The 25,116-nt window shown below is 30.1% G+C and carries 23 protein-coding genes; 7 read left to right on the forward strand and 16 right to left on the reverse strand.

Features of this window, described 5'->3' with window-relative positions; translation table 11 throughout:
• The first annotated feature begins 81 nt into the window (after window positions 1–81).
• The 3 genes from CR532_RS00795 (at window position 82) to alr (ending at window position 2,883) form a co-directional block, all read left to right on the forward strand.
• The gene (locus CR532_RS00795; protein WP_108728948.1) at window positions 82–807 is read left to right on the forward strand and encodes a S2/P23 family protein; all 726 of its coding nucleotides are present in this window, start codon (window positions 82–84) and stop codon (window positions 805–807) included.
• Window positions 808–1,036: 229 nt separating this feature from the next.
• Complete coding sequence (locus CR532_RS00800; RefSeq protein WP_108728949.1) at window positions 1,037–1,714, forward strand: BB0158 famile outer surface lipoprotein; 678 nt, start codon at window positions 1,037–1,039, stop codon at window positions 1,712–1,714.
• A 68-nt stretch (window positions 1,715–1,782) separates the two neighbouring features.
• Window positions 1,783–2,883 (forward strand): alanine racemase, encoded by a 1,101-nt coding sequence (alr, locus tag CR532_RS00805; RefSeq protein WP_108728950.1) that lies wholly within the window; start codon window positions 1,783–1,785, stop codon window positions 2,881–2,883.
• On the opposite strand, the gene CR532_RS00810 is transcribed toward alr, so the two are convergent.
• The gene (locus CR532_RS00810; protein WP_199911290.1) at window positions 2,875–4,473 is read right to left on the reverse strand and encodes a hypothetical protein; all 1,599 of its coding nucleotides are present in this window, start codon (window positions 4,471–4,473) and stop codon (window positions 2,875–2,877) included. The two genes, alr and CR532_RS00810, sit on opposite strands and share 9 nt — an antisense overlap.
• 74 nt (window positions 4,474–4,547) lie before the next feature.
• Here CR532_RS00810 and CR532_RS00815 point away from each other — a divergent pair, with 74 nt between their 5' ends.
• Window positions 4,548–4,715, forward strand: a complete 168-nt coding sequence (locus tag CR532_RS00815) for a hypothetical protein (protein ID WP_108728952.1) — start codon at window positions 4,548–4,550, stop codon at window positions 4,713–4,715.
• Window positions 4,716–4,719: 4 nt separating this feature from the next.
• Here the strand turns inward: CR532_RS00815 and CR532_RS00820 are convergent, their stop codons facing one another.
• From CR532_RS00820 to malQ, 4 genes are all read right to left on the reverse strand, one after another.
• Window positions 4,720–6,474: a hypothetical protein gene (locus CR532_RS00820; RefSeq protein WP_108728953.1), complete on the reverse strand. Its 1,755-nt coding sequence runs from the start codon at window positions 6,472–6,474 to the stop codon at window positions 4,720–4,722.
• 72 nt (window positions 6,475–6,546) lie between these two features.
• Complete coding sequence (locus CR532_RS00825; RefSeq protein ID WP_108728954.1) at window positions 6,547–7,524, reverse strand: calcium/sodium antiporter; 978 nt, start codon at window positions 7,522–7,524, stop codon at window positions 6,547–6,549.
• A 24-nt stretch (window positions 7,525–7,548) separates the two neighbouring features.
• Complete coding sequence (locus CR532_RS00830; RefSeq protein ID WP_375537736.1) at window positions 7,549–9,405, reverse strand: putative glycoside hydrolase; 1,857 nt, start codon at window positions 9,403–9,405, stop codon at window positions 7,549–7,551.
• Between the two features lie 56 nt (window positions 9,406–9,461).
• Window positions 9,462–10,952 (reverse strand): 4-alpha-glucanotransferase, encoded by a 1,491-nt coding sequence (malQ, locus tag CR532_RS00835; protein ID WP_108728956.1) that lies wholly within the window; start codon window positions 10,950–10,952, stop codon window positions 9,462–9,464.
• 161 nt (window positions 10,953–11,113) lie between these two features.
• Between malQ and CR532_RS00840 the strand changes: the two genes are divergently transcribed.
• Window positions 11,114–12,271, forward strand: coding sequence for an OmpA family protein (locus tag CR532_RS00840; protein ID WP_108728957.1), 1,158 nt, complete (start codon window positions 11,114–11,116; stop codon window positions 12,269–12,271).
• 8 nt (window positions 12,272–12,279) lie between these two features.
• Here the strand turns inward: CR532_RS00840 and CR532_RS00845 are convergent, their stop codons facing one another.
• On the reverse strand, window positions 12,280–12,657 hold the full coding sequence (locus CR532_RS00845) for a TraR/DksA family transcriptional regulator (protein ID WP_108728958.1): 378 nt from the start codon (window positions 12,655–12,657) through the stop codon (window positions 12,280–12,282).
• 171 nt (window positions 12,658–12,828) lie between these two features.
• Here CR532_RS00845 and infA point away from each other — a divergent pair, with 171 nt between their 5' ends.
• A complete protein-coding gene (gene infA, locus CR532_RS00850) occupies window positions 12,829–13,050 on the forward strand; it encodes a translation initiation factor IF-1 (protein WP_108728959.1) in 222 nt (73 codons plus the stop codon).
• A gap of 39 nt (window positions 13,051–13,089) precedes the next feature.
• Here the strand turns inward: infA and CR532_RS00855 are convergent, their stop codons facing one another.
• From CR532_RS00855 to mnmE, 10 genes are all read right to left on the reverse strand, one after another.
• Window positions 13,090–15,090 (reverse strand): SH3 domain-containing protein, encoded by a 2,001-nt coding sequence (locus tag CR532_RS00855; protein ID WP_199911317.1) that lies wholly within the window; start codon window positions 15,088–15,090, stop codon window positions 13,090–13,092.
• Window positions 15,084–15,668, reverse strand: a complete 585-nt coding sequence (locus CR532_RS00860; protein ID WP_108728961.1) for a tetratricopeptide repeat protein — start codon at window positions 15,666–15,668, stop codon at window positions 15,084–15,086. Before CR532_RS00860 ends, CR532_RS00855 begins: the two co-directional genes overlap by 7 nt.
• Entirely contained in the window at window positions 15,650–16,639 is a 990-nt protein-coding gene (locus CR532_RS00865; RefSeq protein WP_108728962.1) for a vWA domain-containing protein, read from the reverse strand. The genes CR532_RS00860 and CR532_RS00865 overlap by 19 nt, the downstream gene beginning before the upstream one ends.
• The gene (locus CR532_RS00870) at window positions 16,636–17,637 is read right to left on the reverse strand and encodes a vWA domain-containing protein (RefSeq protein ID WP_108729604.1); all 1,002 of its coding nucleotides are present in this window, start codon (window positions 17,635–17,637) and stop codon (window positions 16,636–16,638) included. The genes CR532_RS00865 and CR532_RS00870 overlap by 4 nt, the downstream gene beginning before the upstream one ends.
• Window positions 17,624–18,523: a hypothetical protein gene (locus CR532_RS00875; protein WP_108728963.1), complete on the reverse strand. Its 900-nt coding sequence runs from the start codon at window positions 18,521–18,523 to the stop codon at window positions 17,624–17,626. Before CR532_RS00875 ends, CR532_RS00870 begins: the two co-directional genes overlap by 14 nt.
• Window positions 18,520–19,401 (reverse strand): DUF58 domain-containing protein, encoded by an 882-nt coding sequence (locus CR532_RS00880; RefSeq protein ID WP_108728964.1) that lies wholly within the window; start codon window positions 19,399–19,401, stop codon window positions 18,520–18,522. Before CR532_RS00880 ends, CR532_RS00875 begins: the two co-directional genes overlap by 4 nt.
• 15 nt (window positions 19,402–19,416) lie before the next feature.
• Window positions 19,417–20,409 (reverse strand): AAA family ATPase, encoded by a 993-nt coding sequence (locus CR532_RS00885; RefSeq protein WP_108728965.1) that lies wholly within the window; start codon window positions 20,407–20,409, stop codon window positions 19,417–19,419.
• Between the two features lie 101 nt (window positions 20,410–20,510).
• Window positions 20,511–21,134, reverse strand: coding sequence for a 16S rRNA (guanine(527)-N(7))-methyltransferase RsmG (gene rsmG / locus CR532_RS00890; protein ID WP_108728966.1), 624 nt, complete (start codon window positions 21,132–21,134; stop codon window positions 20,511–20,513).
• Entirely contained in the window at window positions 21,131–22,993 is a 1,863-nt protein-coding gene (gene mnmG / locus CR532_RS00895; protein WP_108728967.1) for a tRNA uridine-5-carboxymethylaminomethyl(34) synthesis enzyme MnmG, read from the reverse strand. The genes rsmG and mnmG overlap by 4 nt, the downstream gene beginning before the upstream one ends.
• Before the next feature lie 2 nt (window positions 22,994–22,995).
• Window positions 22,996–24,390: a tRNA uridine-5-carboxymethylaminomethyl(34) synthesis GTPase MnmE gene (gene mnmE, locus CR532_RS00900; RefSeq protein ID WP_108728968.1), complete on the reverse strand. Its 1,395-nt coding sequence runs from the start codon at window positions 24,388–24,390 to the stop codon at window positions 22,996–22,998.
• Window positions 24,391–24,616: 226 nt separating this feature from the next.
• Here mnmE and CR532_RS00905 point away from each other — a divergent pair, with 226 nt between their 5' ends.
• Window positions 24,617–25,111, forward strand: a complete 495-nt coding sequence (locus CR532_RS00905) for a flagellar protein FlbF (protein WP_108728969.1) — start codon at window positions 24,617–24,619, stop codon at window positions 25,109–25,111.
• The last annotated feature ends 5 nt before the right edge of the window (window positions 25,112–25,116 follow it).

A 25,116-nucleotide genomic window follows, 5' to 3' on the forward strand; every position in this document is an offset into this window, starting at 1 on the left:
AATCTATACTATAATCTGTATCAAATATATTCAAAAACCCCTTGCCAGATTAATGCAGCCATTAAAGGAGATTAAATAATTATGCTAAAAAAAATAAATTTACAATTTTTCATATTTATTTTATTAATTTTTTTAATAACAGGATGTGCCTTTTTTAGAAAGCCTCAGGAAGTTGAACGAGATGGAAATATCGGAATAACATCAGGTAATAAAATTAAACTAAGATTCATTAGCGGCACTACTTATAAAGATAACCTACCTCACATAGGCAGCGCAAATATGACCTGGAAAAAGACAAAGGCAATGCCTATACTTGACGAAATGGGGCAAGCAATTCCTGAGCTTAAAGGAATGCTCGGCTATGCTTATGTAGTCTCTCCCATTAAAATGAATGGAGAATTAAGTGATAAGGTGTCATTTTTAATTCTTTTTGAGACAACAAAAAAAGGTGATTCAGAATATATAGTTGAAGATCTCAAATTAATAACAGCGGGCAAGGACTTAGATCTTAAAGACCCTAATTATTTACTTGCTGAATCATCAGCAGAAGAAGGATACAAAACATCTTACCCTTTTGGATTACTAATGAGTGATGAAGTTAGGCAAGCGTTTGACCTAACATACATAGATGAACAATGGCACTATATGTTATCTACACTATCTCTAAGACACAAGAAGACTCAAAGACTGAAAAATTACACAATATCTCTTAACTCTAAATTTGTTAATGATCTCTTAAAAGAAGTACTCAGATTATATCCAGATATTGAAGAATTATCTTTTGACTTATTTAGCAACTTAAAATAATGCACTTCATAGTGCATTATTTTACTATTCTTCACGCCTGCTAAGGCTAACGATAAAAGATAAGGAAACTAAATCTTTACTAGACTAAAGAAACAGAAAATACTTTACTTAATATCAATGCTTAATAAATAAGACTATATATTTATTAAATTCCCTCAAACATGTTATAATCGATAATTGTTTATCTTTGAAGATAAACAATTTTACTTATAAGGGTATACACACTTTAATGTTAAAAAATTCAATTTTACTCATTATCTTTTTAGGACTCATCCAATTTCTGTTTCCTAAAGACAAAATAAATGTATTTAGCAATCAAAAGTATATCGTAAGAGAAGATATAAAAGTGTCTGTAAAAAAACTGCAACAAAGCATTTTTTTTACAACAGCTGAAATTGCTATTAGTATACCTTATATGGAATTAACAAATCCTGATGGACAAAAAATAAAAGAACTTGAGGGAATAACCTATTCATTTGTCAATGCCTTTGTAACAATTGGGTCAGCAGCTATTATCTCATTTGATTTATCGGATAAAGTTTCAAAAAAATATGAAATAACTCAACTAGAATTTCTAAGTCCAGATAACGGACATTTTATATACTACTTAAATAGTATAGCAACTGGCAAACAAAATTCACAAAAAAAAGGTTGCAAAGATGCTTACTCTTTTGGAGTGCTGAGGACACCTACGCTTGCAAACACTGTTGCTGGGTACTATAAGGACTTAAATTGGTATTATATCATTGCAAGAATAACAATAAAAAATAAAAAGGATAATTTAGATAAAAAATATACAATCAGGATTAATCCTAAGATATACAATGATTTTCAAAAGGAATTAAGAATAGTTTACGAAGGTCAAAATTTTAAATATTTTCCAATACCAATACCGCAAAAAAGCTAGCATATGAATGAAACATTTCAGAATATAAAAGTCTTATTTCCTATTCACGATAATATATAATATAAAAAATGATTAAACACAAAGAAATCATAATAAACTTTAAAAATCTAGAGCATAATATAATTTCAATTAAGAATCTCATTCAAAATAGAGAATTAGTAGCCACACTAAAAGCTGATGCTTACGGACACGGACTAACTAAAACATTTAAATTTTTAAAAGAAAAAGGAATAAATTATTTTGGCCTTTTTTGGATAGATGACGCTTTAAAGCTTAAAAAAATTGATCAAAATGCAGAAATATTACTCTATATTAACACAAATAAAAGTGCAATAAAACATCTGATCAAGTTTAACATTACGCCCTTTGTCGCTGACTATGACTACTTATTACTAATAGAGAAAGAATGTGAGAACCAAAATAAGAAAACTAAAGTTCACTTAAAAGTTGATGTTGGAATGAACAGGTATGGTATTAAAATAAAAAATGCTCTAAGTCTAGCAATTCGAATTCAAAATTCAAAATTAGTAACATTAGAAGGGATTTGCACGCATTTACCTACAACAACAGATAAAAAAATTACCAAAGAGCAAACTGAAGAATTCCTATATTTAATAAATGAACTTAAGCAAAGAAATATAAATCCAAAATTTATCCACGTATCTAACTCAGAGCACACAGAACACTATGCAATAAGTGAACAATGCAACATGGTAAGACCCGGACTTATCTTATATGGATACCACTCAAATCCAAATGGATCACAAAACAATTTACACCTCAAGCCTGTATTAAGTTTCTATTCAAAAATTATATTTCTTAAAAATATAAAAAAAGGAGAAAAAATATCATACTCTGGACTCTTTATGGCAAAAGAAGACATACAAGTCGGTCTCGTACCTGTTGGATACTTTGACGGGATTCCACAAAATACATCCAACAATTTTTATTACCTAATAAGAAACAGAAAATGTGAACTCAGAGGAAAAGTATGCATGAACATAACAATCATAGAAATACCTAAAGACCTAAAGATAACCATAGGAGAAAAAGTAGAAATAATCTCTGAAAGATTAAGTCTAGATATACTTAGTAAGGAATCTGGGAGAAGCAACTACGAACTGCTCTGCTCCATTGGCAAGCATGCGAACAAAAAATATTTATATTAGATTACCTAAAGAATCAAACTTCTGAAAATCAACCAAATTCCCCTTGCTATCATAAATCCATTTATAAATTGAAATACCTCCAATATCGTCCCGTATCCTTAAATCCGGCCCGTGATTTGTTTTCTTAGAAATTTTTCCAAATTTATTGTACTCATATTTATACATGCTAACACCATAAATATCATCTTTCAATTGCCCTAAGTTTCCGAAGTTTTTTTGGGTAATAAGCCTATTTTGCTTATCATACTCATAAGCATACTCAAAAACAGCACTCATATCTGCAACCAAAATCCCACTCTTGGAATAATTTCTCTTCAAAGTAATGTTCCCATTAACATCATAAGCAAATCTATACCTAAAAACACCATAAATATCACCTATAGGATTATCAAAATCTCCATAATGTTCTTGAGATTCAAGAAGACCTTCCTCATTATAAGAATACTTATAAATCATCACTCCCTTTGAATCACTTATTAAATTAAAATTTTTATCAAAAAAAAGGTTTTCAACCAAATAAAATCTATCATCATACTTATAACTATAAACTGCAATACCCTTAAAATCGTCCATTATCTCATATTTTTCCTCATAAATAGCGGGAATATCACTATTATAATTTTTGTTTATTCTGTTACTGTAATTCATTATTCTTTTTTCATTGTTTTGTATATAAAAAATGGTCTTCTTCATAGCATAACCATTTTGGCTAACAGTTAAATTATTATTAGCATCATAATTATATTCTTTATGAAAATAGTCTTTTTCCTTTAAATTATACTCATACCTATACATTGCTACATTGTTCTCATCAGGAGTCAGGTTGTTTTGAAGATCATAATTGAAAATTTCAATAATCTTGCCACCAAAATCATAACGATATGTCTTTATTGCAACAGAAAAAGGATTTGAATACAAATAAGATACCTGGTCTAAATACTCTTCCTTTACAATATTATGTTTACTATCATAAGTTAGTCTAAACCCATATATTCCATTTTTAGCCTTCATATTATAGTTATTATCATCATAATACAAAACCGTTTTTATCCGTTCAGAATCGTCATAAGTAACTTTGGTATAATAAACATCATTGAAATCCTTAATTTGAAAACCAACCTCACTAAATCTATAAACATCAAAGGTATTATCATCTCTGTAGACAAAATGATAATAAGAAACTCCATACTTATCTCTTATAATCTCATTAGACTTATTATAATTAAAAATATTCTTTAATCTGCCACTTGGAAGGTATTCTATTTGTTCAACATAAACATCTTTTGCATTCTTAGTAGCAAAACCTCCACTTAAAAATAATCGCCTTTCTACATTCTTAGAATGCTCTACCTTTACCTGACTTGTAGCAAAAAAAGAGGGCATTAAAATACTAAGTTTGCCAACATAATCAACAACTACAAGCTTATTATCATTATTATAAGTGAACCTATACCCCCATTCTTCTTCAGCCTCTTCCTTATCTATCTCATATTTTCCTATTATTCTATAATTAATATCATAATCAGCGAATCTATAATAAACTTCCTTTGAGAAAAGAGTATAAGCCACAAAAAACATTACAAAAAACATAATCATTCCTTGATTATTTAACCTTATTTTGATAGATTTATTATACAATAAATTAATATAACGAGGACTTTAAGATGGCAAAAATTTCTAAAAATGCTCAAAGAGGTGGTTCTAAGGAATTATTAAGTAGATGGGGCGGAAAAATTATAATGAAATCTAAATTCGAAAATGGTAAAATAAAACATTACGCTGAGTGTCAAGCTTCAAAAACTATAGCAAGAAGACCTAAAGATTTATTTTAAAAAATTATTTTTTATTAAGTCTATTCTCAAATTTCGACCAAGCTTCATCTTGTTCGCTTTTAGTGTAGCTTTTACTTAGACCTTCTTGAGAGGTTCCTTTGTCTTTACCTTTTCTGAGATAAGAATTTCTAACTTTTTCCTTCATTTCTTCTCTTTGTTGTCGTCTTTTATTTAACTGTCTTTGCATTCTCTCATTTGGATCAAAAAGCCCAATACTACTTCTAGTCCTAACCTTAGAATCTAATCTAGACAAAGCTTCTTTATAACTATGATGCTTGCCTGTCAAAAATAAAATAACCCTTTTTAGTAAACCTATATCCCTATAGGCAGAATTTAAAATCTTAGACAAGTCAATTTGATACACCCTATAAAGAGGTAAAAACTCATTACTATTCTTAAAGTATTTTGCAGCTTCAGTTTTTATAATATCTTTAAGGTGAGTCTGAATATTTTGAGTTTTAGAGACTCTTCTATAATGAGAGACAATAAAATCAAGAAATACAACCTTATTTTTAAAACAATAATCATTTATATCATATTTAGAAATAAATTCACTCAAAGTTTTTTCAAGTCCTTCTTCTGTAAGAACAGTAGAAGGATTCTTACCGTTCTTAAGTATCCTAAATAACTCATTCCTTAATGCATCCTTAACATCAACCAAAATTTGATCAAATTCTTTTAAAAACATAGCATAAGCACATGGCTTATATAAATGAATACCATTCCTAATAGGAAATACCTTAGGTAAAACATCCCTAGTTTTAGATTCAAAAAAATATTCATTAGCAACTTTTAAAAAGTTTTCAGGGTTAGATAATTCCTCCGAATGCTCTTTAAGAATATTTTTAAATTCTTCTATATTAATAAATCCCGCTTTAAACTCCATTGTTTTTTCAATTGACTTTAAAGCCTCATCAATCTTAATGCTTTCTAGAGTCCTATGCTCTTCTAAGTTTTTCTCATTGAAAATATAAATATTTAATATTTCTAAAAAAGTAAAGTAATTTTTAGTAATATTAACACCCTTCTTATTTAAAATCTCATCCTTATTCTCTAAGATTCCTAAAAGAAGATTATAAACAACTCCAATGCCACTTATACTCTCGTCTAAAAGTTTATCATAATCACTAAGTTTCAAATTCTTAGCTCTAATAAAAATATCTTTAACTACCCCGTTAGAAGCAATGCTGAATAAAATTCGCTTAATAAATTCAATAAAATATAAGGCTTTGCCTGATGGAATTATTAAAGAATTTAATATAAATATTTTCTTAGATGTTTCATTCTCTTGAAAATACTTAAGATTAATGTCTGAATCAGAAAGCGTGATAAAATCCTTTCCAAAAGCCAATAAATTCGTATCTATATTCTTAACCGTAAGCAAAGTACTAAAAAGTTCTATTCCTACATAATGCTTTAAAAACAAATCCTCAATAGCATAATAATAAAAATCATAACTACTTTCATCTGTTATTACCATCTTATAAGGTGTAAATTCCCCATCTAATGTTAGATTATTAACAAGAATTCCTCTCTTAACTTCATAAAGCTTGCGAAATAGAAAATCAAGCTCTCCCTTAAGACCACGAACTCTACCAGAATAGTCCTCAATAAAATCAGCATAATCTATAACAACTTGCTTATGCTCTAAAATAATCCTTAAAATCATCTTCTGAATATCTGAGGAAATCCCTATCTGGGAAATTAAAATATCCACTTCCTTATCATTTAGATAGAAAATTTCAGGTAACTTTTTCATTTTATATTTTTAATCTCCTAACATGAACTATCAATAGCAACATATACTAACCATATTGCCAACCCTAAAAAGTTAAACAATGGTAAATAAAAATGAATTATATAACATATACAAAAATAAAAAAAAGATAGAAGGACCCCTGCTAAAAACTCCTCTAAATTTAACTATTAGCAACAATATTAAAGACACAGCAACCATTATACTAAAGTCAACAAAATAAATATCACTCATGAGAACTGGTCTTACAAAGCTACTGCTAGCTAAAATAAATCCAATATTAAATATATTGCTACCAATAATATTTCCAATAGCAATTTCTGCTTCTTTTTTAATCACGGAAAATGCAGACACAACAATTTCCGGTATGCTAGTCCCAAAAGCAACCAGCACAATTCCAATGACTTTCTCACTGACATTAAAAATATTGTGTGCAATGTAGACCGAACTATCTACTAATAATTTCGAACCTAGATATAGGAAATACATACTCAGCATTAACGTAAAAGCATTTAAAGATAAAAATCTCCAACCATAAGCATAACTTACACCCTCTAAGTCTTTCGCAACAGTATTATATTTCTTTTCTTCTCTGTAGAATAAAAATAGGTAAGATAAAAAGACAATGAAAATTATTAATGAACTCATTCTATAATAAGGCATCTTAAAAAAAGCTACAGAGTTGAAATCAAAAGAAAGCAACAATAAAAGGAACATCAACAAAAATAAAATTATAAACGAAAACTTAAGTCTCTTAAAATCAGTTTCAATCTTCAAAAACATACCTGTTAAAGGAAGGGCTAGCAGCATATTAATAATATTACTTCCAATGACATTAGAAACAATAATTTCATTTTTACCCTTAAAAGATGATATTAAACTTGTAAAAAGCTCTGGAGCACTTGTAGAGAATGATACTATAGTAACGCCAATTAAAAGATTAGGAACCCTAAAATAAGTAGCAATACTTACAGAACTTTTTAAAAGGTATTCCCCACCAAGATATAATAAAAATATGCCAAATCCTACGTACAAAAAATGAATATATTCCAAAAAAATCTCCTTCCCAAAATAACATTAATTATAATCTAAAAATTCGCTTAAATCGTGCTTAACCATATAATAACTATTGGATGCATTCCAAAGACTAAAACCACTTCCTAATGACTCTTTTATCCCTCTTAATTGATGAGACAAATATCCCGAATAAACCTCCATACTCACACCCCGTTCCTTACCAAGCAAAAAGGCTTGGACATATGGTCTAATTACAGCCTTATTGGAAGAGAACACAAAAGCTCTATTGCTCCCCTCCTTATAAATTTTATAAGCCCTAGTCGTATAATACAAATCATTCTTTAAAAAATCATCAGTATAATGAGAAGGATAAAACATGGGAGAGATAACATCAACATAGTCTGAAATCATATCTATATTTTGACCAATACTATTTGTAATAAACCACCCATTATTTCCGTAAATATCAATAGAAATAGGAATGGAAATATTTTCCCTAGCCATAATCAAAAAAGATTCAAGAGCATCAATTGATCGCATTCTATATTTACTAAATCTCGAAGTTATAAAGGATACGGGTCCATCTGTTGGAAATCTAATGTAATCAAACTGAATCTCATCAACTCCAAGAGACTGAATTTCCCTCGCAATAGATAAATTGTAATCCCATGTGTCTTGCAAGAAAAGATCCACCCAATGCTCCCTTCGCACATACTTAAAGGAATCATCATCACCAACCCTTAACATGTTTGCCCAAGGTTGATTAGTCTGCTTATTCCAAAGAGCATACTCAAAATTATTATAATAATATAGCTTTGAATCTTTAAATACAACAACTCGGGCAATAACATATATTCCAAGCTCTCTTGCCTTATTTAAAATATAAGGAATATCTATAACATTCTTTACAGCCTTTATCTTATTAGGAAAAGCGAGTTTGCTTGCATAAGTTAGAATACCACTGTCATCTTTAAAATCAATAATAACAGCATTCATACCTAATCTCTTTATAAACTCAAATCTCTCATCAATAGCTACCCTGCTTCTAAGAGTGTAAGCTGTTAAATAAATAGAACCTTTATTAGAGGCAAGATCCATTCTTCTTGATTTCTCAAAAGAATCCCCTTCATAAACAGAAAATTGACTATCAAAAATCCACTTGCCATCAATATAGGAATAAAAATGGTTATCATAAGTTCTAACCAAAAGTTCTTCCATTCCCGAACTAGATAGGTCAATAATGCGGACTATCTGCTTTTTAAAAGGAAAGTCTAGTTTTTTAACAACTCCTAAAGCAGCATTAATTAAAGTAATATCTCCATAAATTCCATGAGAACAATACAACTCACGATCATTGCTTCTGGAAAACTCTATTGCACTAATAATATCATAATAACCAGCACCCAAATATGTGTTAGAGATTAAAGAATTTAAGCTTTTAAAATCCAGCTTATCATTTATACTTAAATAGATTCCACTATTAGAAGTTCCAATAGCAATATACTTGTGCTCTCCTTGAGATAATGCACTTGAGGTTATATAGGCTTTTTTATTAAAGTTATCATTGCTAAGTAATTTTATGAAATTTTTAAAATAATTATTCGAAACATAAACAGCATCGCTAGTTGTTAAGAGTGAATTCGGTGAATAAAAATCCTCATAAACTGACGTTATCCTCCTAGGTATAGGTTCCGCAAACGGATATACCCACCTAGTCTCTAATCCCTCGGGTTCAACCTTAAATATTGAATTATTATGTTTCCTATACAAAGCACCTTTATGTACAAAAAATAAATCCCCATTCTTAAAATACCCAGCCCTGTCTAATGAATGCAAATAAATACACATAAAAAAATAAGAAAATAGAAAATAAATTGAACAAAAAAATATCCTATATATATCAAACTTCATACAAATAACATCCAACCTTTTGTTAAAACAAATATTATTTTAACAAATTATTCAAGTTGGCGTTAATTTCTTCCATAAAGTTTTGTAATATGACTGATCTGCTTGCTTAAATCAGCACTCAAATCACTACCAAGTAATCTAAAAGTCCAATTGTGAAAAATTGTATTAGGCGTATTCATCCTAAACTCAGATCCCAAATCAAGATAATCCTGCATTGGGATTATTACACTGTCCGCAACACTAGCCATTGCGCCCCTTATCATATCCCAAATAACAGAATCTTCATCTGTATTGAAATAATCAAAAATATACTTCTTATGATCATCATCAATAGAATTAATAAATCCTCGGGTAGTATTATTATCATGAGTCCCCGTATAAACAATGCAATTTTTTACATAATTATGAGGAAGATACGGATTATCCGAATTAAAATCAAATGCAAACTGCATAACTTTCATTCCTGGAAAATCAAAAAAATCTCTCAACTTAAATGTATCTCCAAGATCTCCTCCAAGGTCTTCCACCCAAATTTTCAAATTATTGATTTCACTTAAAAGATGCTTCAAAAATTCTTTCCCAGGACACCTTACCCATTTTCCCCTAATAGCCGTAGTCTCTCCTGCATCAACCTCCCAAGTCGATACAAATCCTTTAAAATGGTCAATCCTAATAATATCTACATATCCTTTCAAAAAATTAATACGATTAACCCACCATTTATAGCGATCTTTACTTAAAACTTTCCAATTGTAGGCTGAATTCCCCCAAAGCTGCCCTTCTTTTGAAAAACAATCAGGAGGCACACCCGTTACCTTATCTTTACTTGCATCAAACCTTAATTTAAAATACTTCTGATGAGCCCAAACATCGGCAGAATCATAAGACACAAAAATAGGAATATCACCTACTATCCTAATTCCAGCTCTATTAGCATAACGCTTCAAAGACTCAAACTGTGAAAAAAAGAAGTACTGCAAAACCTGTTGAATCTTTATATCAACCTCAAGTATCTCCCTAAGCGCAGTCAAAGCATTAATATCTCTTTTAAGAATTTCTCTGTTAAATAAAACGTTAAATGGTTCTGATGAAGTTTTAAGTTTAGAAAAATGTTCTTTAAAAACAATAAAGCTTGAAAAATCCAGAAGCCAATATGCAGCAGCTTTTCTAAACTTCTCAAATTTCTTCATCTCATCATCAGTTGCTCTATGCAAAAAATTCAAAGCAGCTTCTCTTAAAGTAACCTCCTTGACTTTTAACCTACTATAATCAACATGCCTATCTGATAAGTTTTCAAGCGTGCTTAAATCTATGTCAATGAATCTATGAAGAGCATCTAAATCAATATAATTAATATTACCGGCAAATGCAGAACAACTTGAATAAGGAGATCCTGCAAAATCAGTAGGAGAATAAGGCAATATCTGCCAATAAGTTTGCGATGAAGCAGCTAGAAAATCTACAAATTTATACGCCTCCTTTCCTAAATCTCCAATACCATATTTAGATGGCAAAGAACTAATATTTAATAAAATTCCACTTTTTCTCCTCATTTTTATACCTCAAAATAATTAATGTTTTTATTAAAATATTAAAACAATTACTTATATATTATTCATTATAACTAAAATGAAACAACAATAAAGCATTATTCAAAAGATTTAATGAAACGTTTTCAAAAAAATATCATCTCAATTGTGATATAATTAATTAGATGAAGAGTAAGATTGTTATCTTATTAATTTTAGTAAGAACTCTAATATTTTCATCTGAAGTATTCGAATTTAAATATACTAAAGGATCTAAGTTTAGAATAGAAACCACAGATAATCAAAAAATTTACCTAAATGGGGTATTTAATTCAAATATTAAAACTAATATTCAAGTTTCAAGCGAAGTTAAAGATGTAAAAGCAAACTTTGCAGATATCAAATCTTACTATCGGATATTAAAAAGAGATGATGAAAGTGATGTCTATTTACTTAAAGAAGAATTTGAGGGAAACTTCAGTATAAGCAAACAAGGTGAATATAGAATTAATAGAACTCAGAAAAGACCCTCCGTTAGAGGTGTTCCAAGATTCCCAACAAAACCCATAGCAATCAATGAAACTTGGACATATCCAGCAGAAGAATATATTCAAGCATCCACAGTCTCAAGCGAAATAAAAGACTTTATTGTAAGGTTTGATGTAAAGTATATATATAAGGGTAAAGAAAAAGTAGGTGACAAAGATTATGATATAATCCACTCAAATTATGAATCTAAATATAAAGTCAAAAACATATCTTTTTATCAAAAGGTTAAACAAATAATCTACTTTGATTCAAATGCAGGGAATACATACAAATACAAAGATAAGTATGAATTTGAAATGAAAAGCAATGAAAGTAACATTAAAATGATCGGTGATTCATTTGGAGAAATAGTCTCTATTGAATTGCCAAATGATAACTCAGTAGAGACTGAACTAAAAGAATATATTAGCAAAAAGCATATAGACTCTATTGATATAGCAAAGAATGAAAAAGGTGTTAATTTAAGTTTAGACATTGAATTCCACCCCGATTCGTTTCAAATAATGAAAAAAGAGTACAGTAAACTAAACCACATAGCTGATTTATTAGAAAAGTTTAAAGATAACAATATTCTAATAGAAGGGCACACGGCAAAATTTGGAACAGAACAAGAAATGCAAGAACTGTCTGAGAAAAGAGCTCATTCAATTGGAAACTATTTATTGAAAATGAAAGTAAAAAACAAAGATCAGATATTTTTCAAAGGATGGGGTGCTAAAAAGCCTAAGTATGCCATCTCATCTCCTTTAGCATCAAAAAATCGCAGAGTAGAAATCACAATTCTAAACAATTAAATTCCAAGCTATCTTCTACTCTTTTTCTCTTTTCTAGTTTGACAACTTATGCACAAAAATGCATAAGGTATAGCTTCAAGCCTTTCTTTCGCAATGTCTTTATCACAAGCCAAACACTTGCCATAAGTACTTTTCGAAATGCGATAAAGTGCCTGATTTATTAAGTGAAGCTTTTTTTGCTCTACAAAACTTAAAGCCTCGAGATTATTTCCATCCATATTATCAAATGCAATGTCAACTACATCTTTTAAGTGCATATCGTTACTAATGATCTCTCTCTTGCTAGCCTCAACAGATTTTATAGAATTCAATATCTCTTTTTTTGCTTCTAAAAGTAAATTTTTCATCTTATCAACAAAATCATGCCCAAAGTTATTTTTTTGCACAATATTACCTCCCTACAATAAATTACATTTTTTAAAAAACTTCGTGTAATTATATAAACAATCCCATATAATGTAAACCAGTGCATTATTTTTTAATAAAAATTAATTGCAATGATATCCCTAATTGTGTACAATTTATTTTGTTACATAAATAAATAACAAGGAGACATTTTGAATATTAAAGAAGAAGCAATTGAAACTGAAGGTATTGTCAAAGAATCTCTCCCTAATACAATGTTTAGGGTAGAGCTTAAAAATGGACATTTGGTTTTAGCCCATCTATCTGGAAAGATGAGAAAACACTTCATAAAAATAGTTCCTGGCGATAAAGTAAAGGTCGAACTATCACCTTATGATCTTACAAAAGGCAGAATAGTATACAGAGAAAAATAGCTTAATCAATCTAATAATTACTTTAATATTGAACCTATTCTATATTAAGTCATCTTTAACAGATACAATAAAGTTCTTATGAACCCACCCTTGTAGTCCATGACTTGTTTTAATAAGTATAAAGTCATCTTTTTTATCAATTACATAAACACTCACATTTCCCTTCAAAAATCTCCAGCTCCTTGAAAAGTTGTCAGGAACCTTGTAAAGAGAAACCAAATCACCCTTAATGATCCCAATTTCAGACTGCTGCTCAACATAAAAGTAATATGTTTGAAACAAAGTAAAACAAGCTACAGAACAAATTAAGAATAAAATTATTCTCTTTAAATTCTTAGCATAAAATTTACAAGACAGAGCTATTACTACAATATTTATTAAAATTAAGCTAATAATAAAAAAAACATTAGAAAACGCAAAACTATTATTTCGAATATTCTCATTAATTCCATTCTTAGCCTCAATAAAATTGATCACCCTGTAAAAAGTTTCATTATTTGGCGACGTGAAAAAGGCTTTATAAGCCGAATAGATCGCATCAAAATCTCTCTCCATTTTATTTAAAATTAAAGCTCTATTTAACCAAAGTCCTGAGTAACTTGGATTTTTTTTAATAATATTATCCACTTTGCTCAAAGCAACATTGTAATCTTTTGATTCATAACTCTCAATTAAATCATTTATATTTTCTCGTGAAAAAGATCCATCATTGATAGCATTAACGCTAACCCCAAGGGTTAACGTTAAAATAACCAACCCAAAACCTGAAGCAATAAAAAATTTTCTATATTTAATAAATATAGCTAAAGAAAACAAAAACCCTGGTATTAACATTAAGTAATACACAGGTACAAAAATTAAAAAGGTTTTATTTTTGTGATTTAAAATATCATAGTATGATAGCAAGCTAAAATCTGAAAATAAGTCTTCGGTAAAATTATCACTACTCTTAAATTCTCCATCATATTCATATTTCAGCCGTTCACCATCAAGTTTATAAACTTCTCCAACCTCAGGATCCAAATAAGTGAAATCACCAATATTTAAAAATAAATTACCTTTATTATCCGGCTTAATAGTATAAATCTCAGATATACTACCCTTATATCCATTTTGTGAGGGCTCAAAATTATAATTTTTTTTCTTATAAATAATCTTAGAATTATAAGTCTCAATTCCTGGAAAACGTACATGCGGAAGATTCCCTTGCCCTGTAATCTTTATTAAAATGGTAAAAGTATCCTGACTAATCAAAGTTGAATTAGGAAATTCATAATCAATCTTAAAAGTACCAACAGCTAAGGATTTAACCTTATCAGGTATAGGTTTAACTTTAAAAAAAATCTCAGGACTCATACGAGTCATATTTTCATCTATGTTAAAAGCAGTACTGGGGATAACTATATCCCTTGAACCTCTAAGAGGAGTTAATATAAAATTATAAAGAGGAATATCCAAAATTTCTTTACTATTAAAAGTTCTATACTTAATATTTTCAAATATGGGAGTTTTATCAATCATTGCATCTTTAATAGCATTAAAAGATCCGGCAATGGTATTTAAATTGCTATTCGCAAGCCAACTTAAACGTAAAACAAGCCCAACACTCTGATACTCATAAACCTCTTCTCTATCAAAATCCCAATACAACCCAACTGGCAAACCAAAGGACTGCATCTCATCCTCCCTTAAAACGCTCACCTCAAACTCTGAACTTAAATAAGCTTCATTACGATAAATCACCTTTAACGGTGGAATTTTAACAAATCCCAATTTGTCAAAACAATATTCAATCTTTACTTCTGTAAAAAATTTATTTCCATCAGATATCCTAGATATTGATGTAAGCTTAGCGTTATCATCTATATCTTTACTTAGCTCCAATGTCAATAATTTCTCATCAATATCTTGAGGCAGATATAACCTAATAACATGAACAACCTTATCTCCCTTAAGTACCTTAGTTGATATTAAATAATCATTGCCAGATAAAGAAAAAAGTTCAAAATTTATAAAAAAGAAACCTAAAAATATTACCAATCTTCTCTTGGAGACACAATTCTTTCCTCCGCTCTCGTTACCCATAAAACCCTCTCGAGATTCTCAATATATCTTAAAAAATTTTCATTATTCTCAATAAAATCTTTACTTCTATCGATATTTAAAGCATCTAAATTATTCGGAATGGTTCTTTTCTTAATTATTGCAAGTTCAAGATTATATTTAGCATTGTAGCTTGCAGGATTAATTCTTAAAGCTTCTTTAAATGCCATTTCAGCTTTTCGATAAAGTCCTTGATTGTAGTATATTATCCCCTCATTATAATTTACACTAAAATTTAGAAAAACATCCTTACCTCTTTTTGCATATGAAAACATCCTCAGAGAACTTTCATACTCCCCCAAGGAATAATATACAACTCCAAGATTATAATAACCCCATGCAGAAGCATTATTATCATCTACAAGATTGTAATAAATAGATATGGCGCTCTGATAGTTTCCTCTAATATACTCATAATTTCCAATGGCCATAAGAGTCATATATTTAGCATCAGAACATGAAATAAAAGAAAAAATAAAACTTATTAACAAACAAACTAAAAAGTTTCGTCCCATTTAGCGACCTTAACAAACACATACAGTACTACAAATAACAAAGAGATAACTAAAAAAATCTTATACCTCAGAATACCAACAAGCATGATATCATTTGAACTCATTTTCATTATATCATTTCTTATCTCATTGAGAAGATAATTTGCACCCTTTGAATATAAATTATAATAAGAACCCCCAAGTGAGGTTGAAAGAAGATGCAAATTATCCTCATTAAGCACAGACTTCACTACATTACCATCTTTATCTTTAACACTTAAATTATTATCAATCAAAGGAGATGGATTATTACCTCCAATTCCAACTACAAAGCTCTTAATATTTAAAGCATCCACCAACTTAAGAAACCTATAATAATTATTTTCGCCCCATTCATCTCCATCTGTTAAAATTATTAAAAAATTATAATAAGAATCATCTTTTATTCCCTCTATGGCATTAAATACCCCTTCACCTAAGAAACTGCCGGGAAAACTTATTAAACTAGGTTCAATATAATTTAACACTTTATGCAAACTAGCTTTGTCCTTAGAAAATGGCAATACTAGTACTGCCTTGCCTTTAAAAATAGTAAGCGAATGCTCCGCACTTTCAAAACTATTCAAAATCAAGCTAATAACATTCTTAGCACTCTCAAGTCTGTTAATCGATTTTCCGTCATCAAAGCTTAACATGCTACGAGAAATATCAAGAACAAAAGATATCCTTAAATTTGACCTCTCGTCCTCAGTAGCTTTTTGTCCCCAAGAAATATTTAAAATAGCAACAATCAAAAAACCTAAACTTAAGACAAAAAAGAATATCATAAGAATTTTTTTTATATAATAATTCTTAATATAAGCATTATTAGTATACATAAAACTTAAGGTCTTGAAAAATGGAAGAATTTTTTTAAAGTTATAAATATACACAACAAGAACTAAAAATAAAACTATAAATAAATAAAAAGCATAATAATTTCCGATATTCATAATACCTCTTTTAGAAAGATCTTAGAGAACATAAAATAAAGTACCAACAAACAAAATATCACAAATAGAAATTCATTATAAATATCATTATTATCAACAGAGATTTTAATTTTTCTCTCCACATTTTCTTTTTTTGAAAAATCCTGAATTGCAAACTTAAATGAAAAATCATCTCCTACAGAATAAAAAAGCCCTCCTGTCTTATTTGAAATCTCAAAAAGCATACGGGAATCATAGACCTCTCTTAAAACACCCTGATAAAATTCGCCAGATCTCAATTTAAATCCAACATTAAGCTCTTCACTACTACCAATCCCAATAGAGTAGATTTTAACATTTAACCCTTGAGCAAGATTTATTACCTGATCCTTATAAACTTCATCCGAATTCACTACTCCATCTGTTAAGACAATCACTGATTTTTTAGAAGCTTCAGAATATCTTAAATGAGAAAGGGCAACAGAAATTCCAAGTCCTAAAGCAGATCCATTTCCAAGATCCATAATGTAAATATCATCTAATTTTTTAGAAAAAAAATCTCTATCAACTGTAAGCGGTACTATTAACGAAGCTTCTTTTGCAAAGACTACTAAGCCAATATTATCATTTTCTCTCTGATAAGCGAAATATTTAATCAATTCTTTTGCAAATTCGAGTCTATTCTTTGAGGAAAACTCAATAGCACCCATACTAGGCGATATATCTAGCGCAATGACAATATCAGCACCAGCACTAAGATAAGTCATTTTCTTTTTCGAAATAGAAGGCCCTGCTAAGGTCAAGATCATACCTATTATTGCTAAATAAAAAAAAGTATAAGTTAAAAAATATAATAAATTCAGACCACAATCTCTTAATTTTAGAGATCCGAAATTTCCATAAAGAGATATTGGAAATTTAACTGTTCCACCTCTACCTTTAAAAAAATGATTAAAGTAAATTATTATTGGGACAATAATAATTAAAATTAAATATAAGGGCTCATTAAATGTTAACATTATTACCTCTATTAAATTCTTCAAAATTAAAAACTGCTCTCTTGAGATCTTCTAAAACAATCGATAAGTCTCCACCCGATAAATTGACTCCACTAAATTTATTAAAATCAGAGAGCCTAAACATATTAACAAAAGTCGAACGAACTTCATAAGGCACATTAAGATTTTGCAAAATTTCAGAAATCTCCGTAGTAGTAATTGCATTAAAATCAAAGCCTGTTTTTTTAGATAAATAAACCCTTAAAGACGAATTTAACATATTATAAAAAACAATCAGTTCTTCATCATTTTTAATATAATTAGATAAAATAAGAAACTGTTTTTGAAAAATTTTATAAGGTTTTCTCAAATTATGTCTCATTATCAAAAATCCTAAGCAATGCTTCAGCATCTTCAGGAATTTAATAAAAAAGTACGGAACTAATACGAGAGCGAAAATAAAAACAATAAGATAAGTGCTTGTCCCTGGAAGAAAAATAACCCCTTCTATATTCTGAAGCTTAAGTGAATCATCTGCTGAAATGAGCTTATTAGTATTTATCTTTATATCATCAAGAATTACTTTAAAAGATTTCCCATTCCTAATAATATCTCCAACATAAATGGATGGAAGAGTATTACTTCCAACATAAAATGAAACAAAATATATGATTACTTCCTGTCGCTCAAAACTATAAACAAGTGAATTCACCTCAACAAATTCAGTCTTAATTTCCTTAAACTCGACAGGAATAAATTTCTCATTCTCACTAAGAATTAACGAAAGTTTAAGCTCAACAGTATCTCCTACGTAATAACGAGTTGGAATAAATATTTCATTCTCTAGCTCATATGAAAATAATCTCAAAGACAAAAAAAATACAAAAAAAATTATTATATTCTTCAAGCTTTGTTCTCCTTTTTTAAAAGACTCTTTAGCTTTCTGAAAACATCATCTTGTGTACTAATCTCTATAAAATTAATACTTCTCTTTACGCACTCTTTTCTCCATTTTATTTTATCTAATGTCCAATAATTTTTATAATTATCCAATATCGTTTTACTAAATCCTGAAGCCAAAAAATTTTCACCTGTTTCAATGTCTTCATAAGTTAAAACCCCATATTGAGGAAGATTTTCATCAAAAAAATCTGTAAGCCTTACTGCAATAATATTATGACGTTTACTGAGAACAGTTAAAGACTTAAAATAATCACTAGCTTTAAAATCTGAAATAATGATAATTAAAGACCTTTTCTTATAATATTCAGCTGTATTTTTAAATATATAAGTTAAATTACTACCCCTCTTAAGCTTTCTATTTATTGTTTCATTTAAAATTAATCCTAAGTGTGCATGCCCTTTTCTAGAAGGAATAAACTTATCCGTTTCTCTTGAAAAAAAAGTGATACCTATCTTGTCATTATTGAAAAATGCCATATGCGCAAAAATAGAAACTAACAAATCCTGAATCTCTTTTTTATTAGTCACACTTCCCAAACTCATCGAAAGTGAATTATCAACGAGAAGATGAAGATTCATCCCCTTATCTTCCTTGAAAACCTTTGAAAATATGCTATCCGTCTTAGAACTAACATTCCAATCAATAAATCTAGCATCATCAGATTCCTCATAGGGTCTAAACTCATGGAATTCAAGCCCAAGACCCTTGAAAATCGAACGATATCCGCCAAAATTAAGCTCTAAGAGCATCTTTCTTGAAAAAAACTTTAAAGCTTTTATTTTAGTCTTAATACTAGTATTTGATTCACGATCATATTGCATATTAAAATTAAACCTCTAAGGAAGCGCCACAGCTGAAAGAAGTATTTTGATAATATCATCAGTATTCATCTCTTCAACTTCTGCCTCATAAGATGGAATAATTCTATGCCTTAGTACATTATAAGCTACAGCCTTAACATCTTCCGGAAGAACAAATAAGCGTCCCTCATAAAGAGCATTAACACGCGCACATTTAAGCAAACTAAGTGATGCCCTAGGCGATGCTCCAAATTCAATATATTTAGTAAATGGATATGTTTTTTTATCATTTTCACGAGAAGCTGCTATTAAAGTAACAATATAAAGCATTATCTTATCATCCACCTTCACCTTACCAACTATCCGCTTAAGATCTGATAAAGAATAAGAATTCATTACCTTTGCAACCTTAATATTCTCAAGACCGCCGTCAACTGAGAATATTTTCAAAAGTTTTATTTCATCTTGAATAGCAGGATAATTTACATTAACCTTCAACAAAAATCTATCAAGTTGAGCTTCTGGCAAATTATAAGTTCCTTCTTGTTCAATTGGATTTTGTGTCGCAAGAACAAAGAATGGCTCGGGGAGTTTATGTGTCTCATCGCCAAGTGTTACTTGGCGCTCACCCATTGCCTCAAGAAGTGCTGATTGAACCTTGGCAGGCGCTCTATTAATCTCGTCTGCTAAAATAATATTTGAAAATACCGGTCCCTTTCTGACCTTAAAAGTACCCGTTGTATTCTTATATACCATATTGCCTGTAAGATCTGAAGGTAAAAGATCTGGAGTAAATTGAACTCTCTTAAACCCAAGATCAAGGACATCTGAGACTGTCTGAATTGTCAATGTTTTAGCAAGCCCTGGAACACCTTCAAGCAAAACATGCCCTTCAGTTAAAATTCCCATTAAAATAGCATCAATCATTTCTCTTTGTCCAAGTATCCTACTTGCAACTTCTCTTCTAAATTTATTGATCAAACTTAATGCATTCTCCACTTCTGAATCTATCTGAAAGCTATTTTTCATATCACTCCTATAACAACTAAAAATTTATCATCAAAAAATAAAACATAAATGATAAAAGTAAAAATAAAATTACTATAATGATAAAAGTAAAAATAAAATTACTATCCGTAAAGAAGAAGAAAATTTCTCTCCTTACCACCACTCACTGCCGATGGTTTTATTTCTATTTTGCTAAACAAGATTTCAGTATGCTTAATTTCAAGCTTAACCTTACTAAGCCTTCCCTTATAGGCCATAATCAAGCCCCCGTTCTTTAAAATCAATCTTAAAATATTTGCATATTCTCTTATATCTCTGAAAGCCCTCATTGTAATGAATTCATACTTATTTTTCTCGTTGTTAACATCGTGCTCTAAAATTTCCACATTGTCTAATCTAAGTTCCAACTTCATCATCCTCAAAAAAGTAGCCTTTTTATTACTACGCTCAAGAAGAAAATATTTTCTAGAACTATCAAAAAGCGCTAAAACAATCCCTGGAAATCCTGCCCCACTGCCAACATCAAGTACCTGATGAGGGTTACTATCCATAATAATAGGAAGCCCAGACACAGAATCGAGCGCATGCAAAAGTATTGCATTAAAATTTTTATCATTATTTGATACTAAATTAAACCTAGTACCAAATAACAAAATTCGCTCTATATAAAACTTTAACTTATCGATGCTTTCTGAAGTAAAAGACATTCCTAAATTCTTTAAAGCAAGTTCAGAATAATTCATCATAAAGCCAAATCAAGTATTACCTTATTTTTAGGACTTGAAAAATATATCAGTAAAACTTGAATATCCGTATTTCTCACACCAGAAATTCTGCTTGCCTGAGCAAGATTCGCCGGCTGGATTTTAACAAACTTTTCCCTAGCCTCTCTTGATAGACCATCAATTTCATAATCAAAATTAAGAGGTAATTTAATAAGTTCAAGATTATTCATTTTCCTAATCAAATCTCTCTGCCTATTAATATATCCCTCATACTTAATATCCAATTCAACTTGCTCAAGAATTACCCTTGAAGCACTAAATTTAGAGTCTATATTAACAAGATCACCCAAATTAATATAGGGATCTTTCAAAATATGATAAAAATCCTTATTAATATGCTTCTTTAACTGTAAGGTGCTAGCTTCATTTTCCTTAAGATGTCTCTGTTTCAAAAGCTCCTTAACCTCTTCTATTTTCTGTTCCTTAAAAATATATTTAGAATATTTCTCCTCACAAACAAGTCCAACTTCATATCCCAATTTAATTAACCTCTTATCGCTAGTATCGTGTCGTAAATTAAGCCTATGTTCAGCTCTTGAAGTAAACATTCGGTAGGGCTCCTTAGTCCCCTTAGTAACAAGATCATCAATGAGTACCCCAATATAAGAACTCGTTCTTGTAAGAATCATTGGATCTTTGTTCTGAATCTTAAGTGCCGCATTAATTCCAGCCATCAACCCTTGAGCAGCAGCTTCCTCATATCCTGAAGAACCATTGGTTTGTCCTGCAATAAAGAGCCCACCAACCCGCTTAGTTTCAAGGCTTGCGTAAAGCTCAATAGGATTAATATAATCATATTCAACGGCATACCCAGGTCTTGTAATAATTGCATTCTCAAGCCCATCAATACTATGGATAAGCTGCCTCTGAACATCCTCGGGTAAAGACGAGCTTAACCCATTAAGGTACATTTCCTCAGTACTTAATCCTTCAGGCTCAATAAATATTTGATGCCTATCTTTATCTCTAAACTTAACTATCTTATCCTCAATTGAAGGACAATATCTTGGGCCACTCCCAACAATCTCACCAGAATAAAGAGGCGATAAATGCAGATTATCACTGATAATCTCATGAGTTTTCTTATTAGTATAAGTAACGTAACATGAGAGTTGAGATTTATCTATCCCATTATTTGAAAAAGAGAAAGGTATAATGTCGGAATCTCCGAATTGAACTTCTGTCTTAGAAAAGTTTATACTCTTTTTGTGAATTCTTGCAGGAGTACCTGTCTTAAGCCTACCCATTTCAAATCCAAGTTCAAGCAAAACATTCTCAAGTCCATAAGAAGCCGGCTCAGAAATTCTACCCATACAAGCTCTATACTCCCCAATAAATATTTTGCCTCTAAGGAAAGTCCCAGTTGTCAGAACTACAACACGAGAGGTAAATTTATTACCTCTCTCCGTAATAACTCCTTCAATTTTATTTCTCATAGAATTAAGCAAAAAGTCACTAACAGTATCTTGAAAAAGATCAAGGTTATTTTGTCTCTCCAATGTTTCTTTTGCCTTAAGCTGATATGCCAATTTATCAGCCTGAGCCCTAGGCGCCTGCACCGCAGGCCCTCGGCTCTTATTTAAAATTCTAAATTGGATCATACTAAAATCAATAATGCGCCCCATTTCTCCACCCAAAGCATCAATTTCGCGCACCATATTTCCCTTAGCAAGTCCGCCAATCGCTGGATTACAAGAAAGTTTCCCAATCGTATCTAAATTTTGAGTAATCAAGAGTGTTTTAAAATTTAATCTTGAGAGAGCAAGAGACGCTTCAATACCAGCATGTCCTCCTCCAATCACAATAGCATCGAAATCCATTTCTATTTCCCTAAACAAAAATTCTTAAACATATTATTAAGTACATCCTCGCTAGTAACCTCACCCGTTATTTCACCTAAAAGATTAATAATTTCATAAACATCAAATGCCAACATATCATAGCTTACATCTTGCTCTATTTTATCTAATAACTCAATAACTAAACTATAAGCTTTTTTTAAAAGTTCTGCCTGGCGACCCGATGAGATGATAACGTCATAAGAATTAATATCAATGTAACTAAAGCATGCCAATGACCTCATTTTATCATAAAGAGAATCTATTCCAACTAAATTCTTAGTACTAATCCTTACTAAATTTGATGAATTGATGACACCTGAACTTAAAAATTCCACTGTCTGGATATCTTGTTTTAAATCCACCTTATTTAGAACAAAAAGAACTTTTGCAGCACCAGCATAAGAATTAATAAAGTTTAAATCATCCTTTGTCAATTTTGAACTTAAGTCAATAACGTAAAGAACCAAAGCTGCTTCCTCAATTAAAGAATTACTTCTAACTATGCCCAACTTTTCAACAAAATCACTAGTCTCTCTAAGTCCTGCGGTATCAAACGCATTAAATAACACTCCATCAAACTCAAAGCTTGCTTGAATATAATCTCTCGTAGTACCAGCATAAGATGACACTATTGATCTATCTTCTTTGAGTAGTAAATTAAAAAGAGAAGATTTACCAACATTAACAGAACCGGCTAACACTAATGTAATTCCATGATCCATCTTTTTTGAAGTCTCATAAGAATCAATAAGTCTCTTAAGTTCGTCTTTACTTTTTGCAACAATCCCAAAAGGAACAACAACCTCATATTCATCAGTTTCATAATCAAGATGTACACTAAGTGCTGAGAGAAAATTTAAAATATCTTTTTTTATTAAATCTATTTTAGAAAACAAAGATCCTGAAAGTTTATTAACAGCAAGGGTATGAGCTTTATTCGTTTTAGCAAAAATAAGCTCGTTAATCGCCTCTGCCTTAGTAAGGTCAAGCTTTCCAGCTAGAAAAGAGCGAAGAGTAAATTCACCAGGATCAGCCATTCTAAAACCTACTTTTAAAAATAAATCAATAATTCTCCTAATACCAATAGGAGATCCATGAGCCATAACCTCTATTGAATCTTGACCTGTAAAACTCCTTGGCGCTCTATAAAGACAAACAACAACTTCATCTAATTTCCCACACGCATCTTTATCTACTATGTATCCATAATGGATTGTATTACCCAAAGCCTCAATAAGTCGCTCAGGGTTTGAAAATATCCTAGAAAATTTCTTAATCGAAGAGATACCACTACTACGAATTACACATAAAGCACTACTAAAAAAAGGCGTAGCAAGTGCAACTATGTCATCATCTCTTTGAACAAACTTGCTCATAAACTAAAAGAAATTATACCATAGCATAAATAGCAAAAAAAGTAAAACCTTAAGGATACACTCCTAGACGAATTTGTCATATTGCCTTAAAAGATTATATTTATTCTATCCTTCTGCAGATTTATACTTAAGTATAAATCTGCAATAATATATTTAAAGTTACCTATATCCTTTATCCTTAAATTTGTAAATATTGCAAATTTAACTTATAATTTCTTCTACAGGGATGAAAATCAAACTAGAAACTGAGTTGAAAAATACTCTACAAAAAGAAGTTATTTTAATAGAAGATATATATGATTTGTACTTAAATCTAAAAAAATATCTTGATGAGAAGAACGAAACGATGCTTAAAGCTACAGTCAATAAAACAAACAGTTACCTTTGCAAATTTAAAGATGTAGAGCAAAGAAGGGGTGAGCTTTGGCTAGAATTTATAGGTAATAAGAAATTTGAATCAACTTACATGGCGATAGAACAATTATGTGAAGTTTACAAAAAAGAGATATATAATTATTTTCATCGCTTAAGAATAGGGATGTTAAACATTAAAAGCTTAAATCATTTAATATCAAGCTATGTAGAAACATCACTTGATGTTCTAGATCTAATATTTAAAGATGTTCAGGAAAGTGTAGAAAATGTTACTTATAAAAATCCCTATGGGCCAAAAAACGGAAACTTAAATGAAGCATCCGTTTTAATAAATAAAAAACTTTAACGATT

This window comes from Candidatus Borreliella tachyglossi (assembly GCF_003076595.1).
Classification (GTDB): Bacteria; Spirochaetota; Spirochaetia; order Borreliales; family Borreliaceae; genus Borrelia; species Borrelia tachyglossi.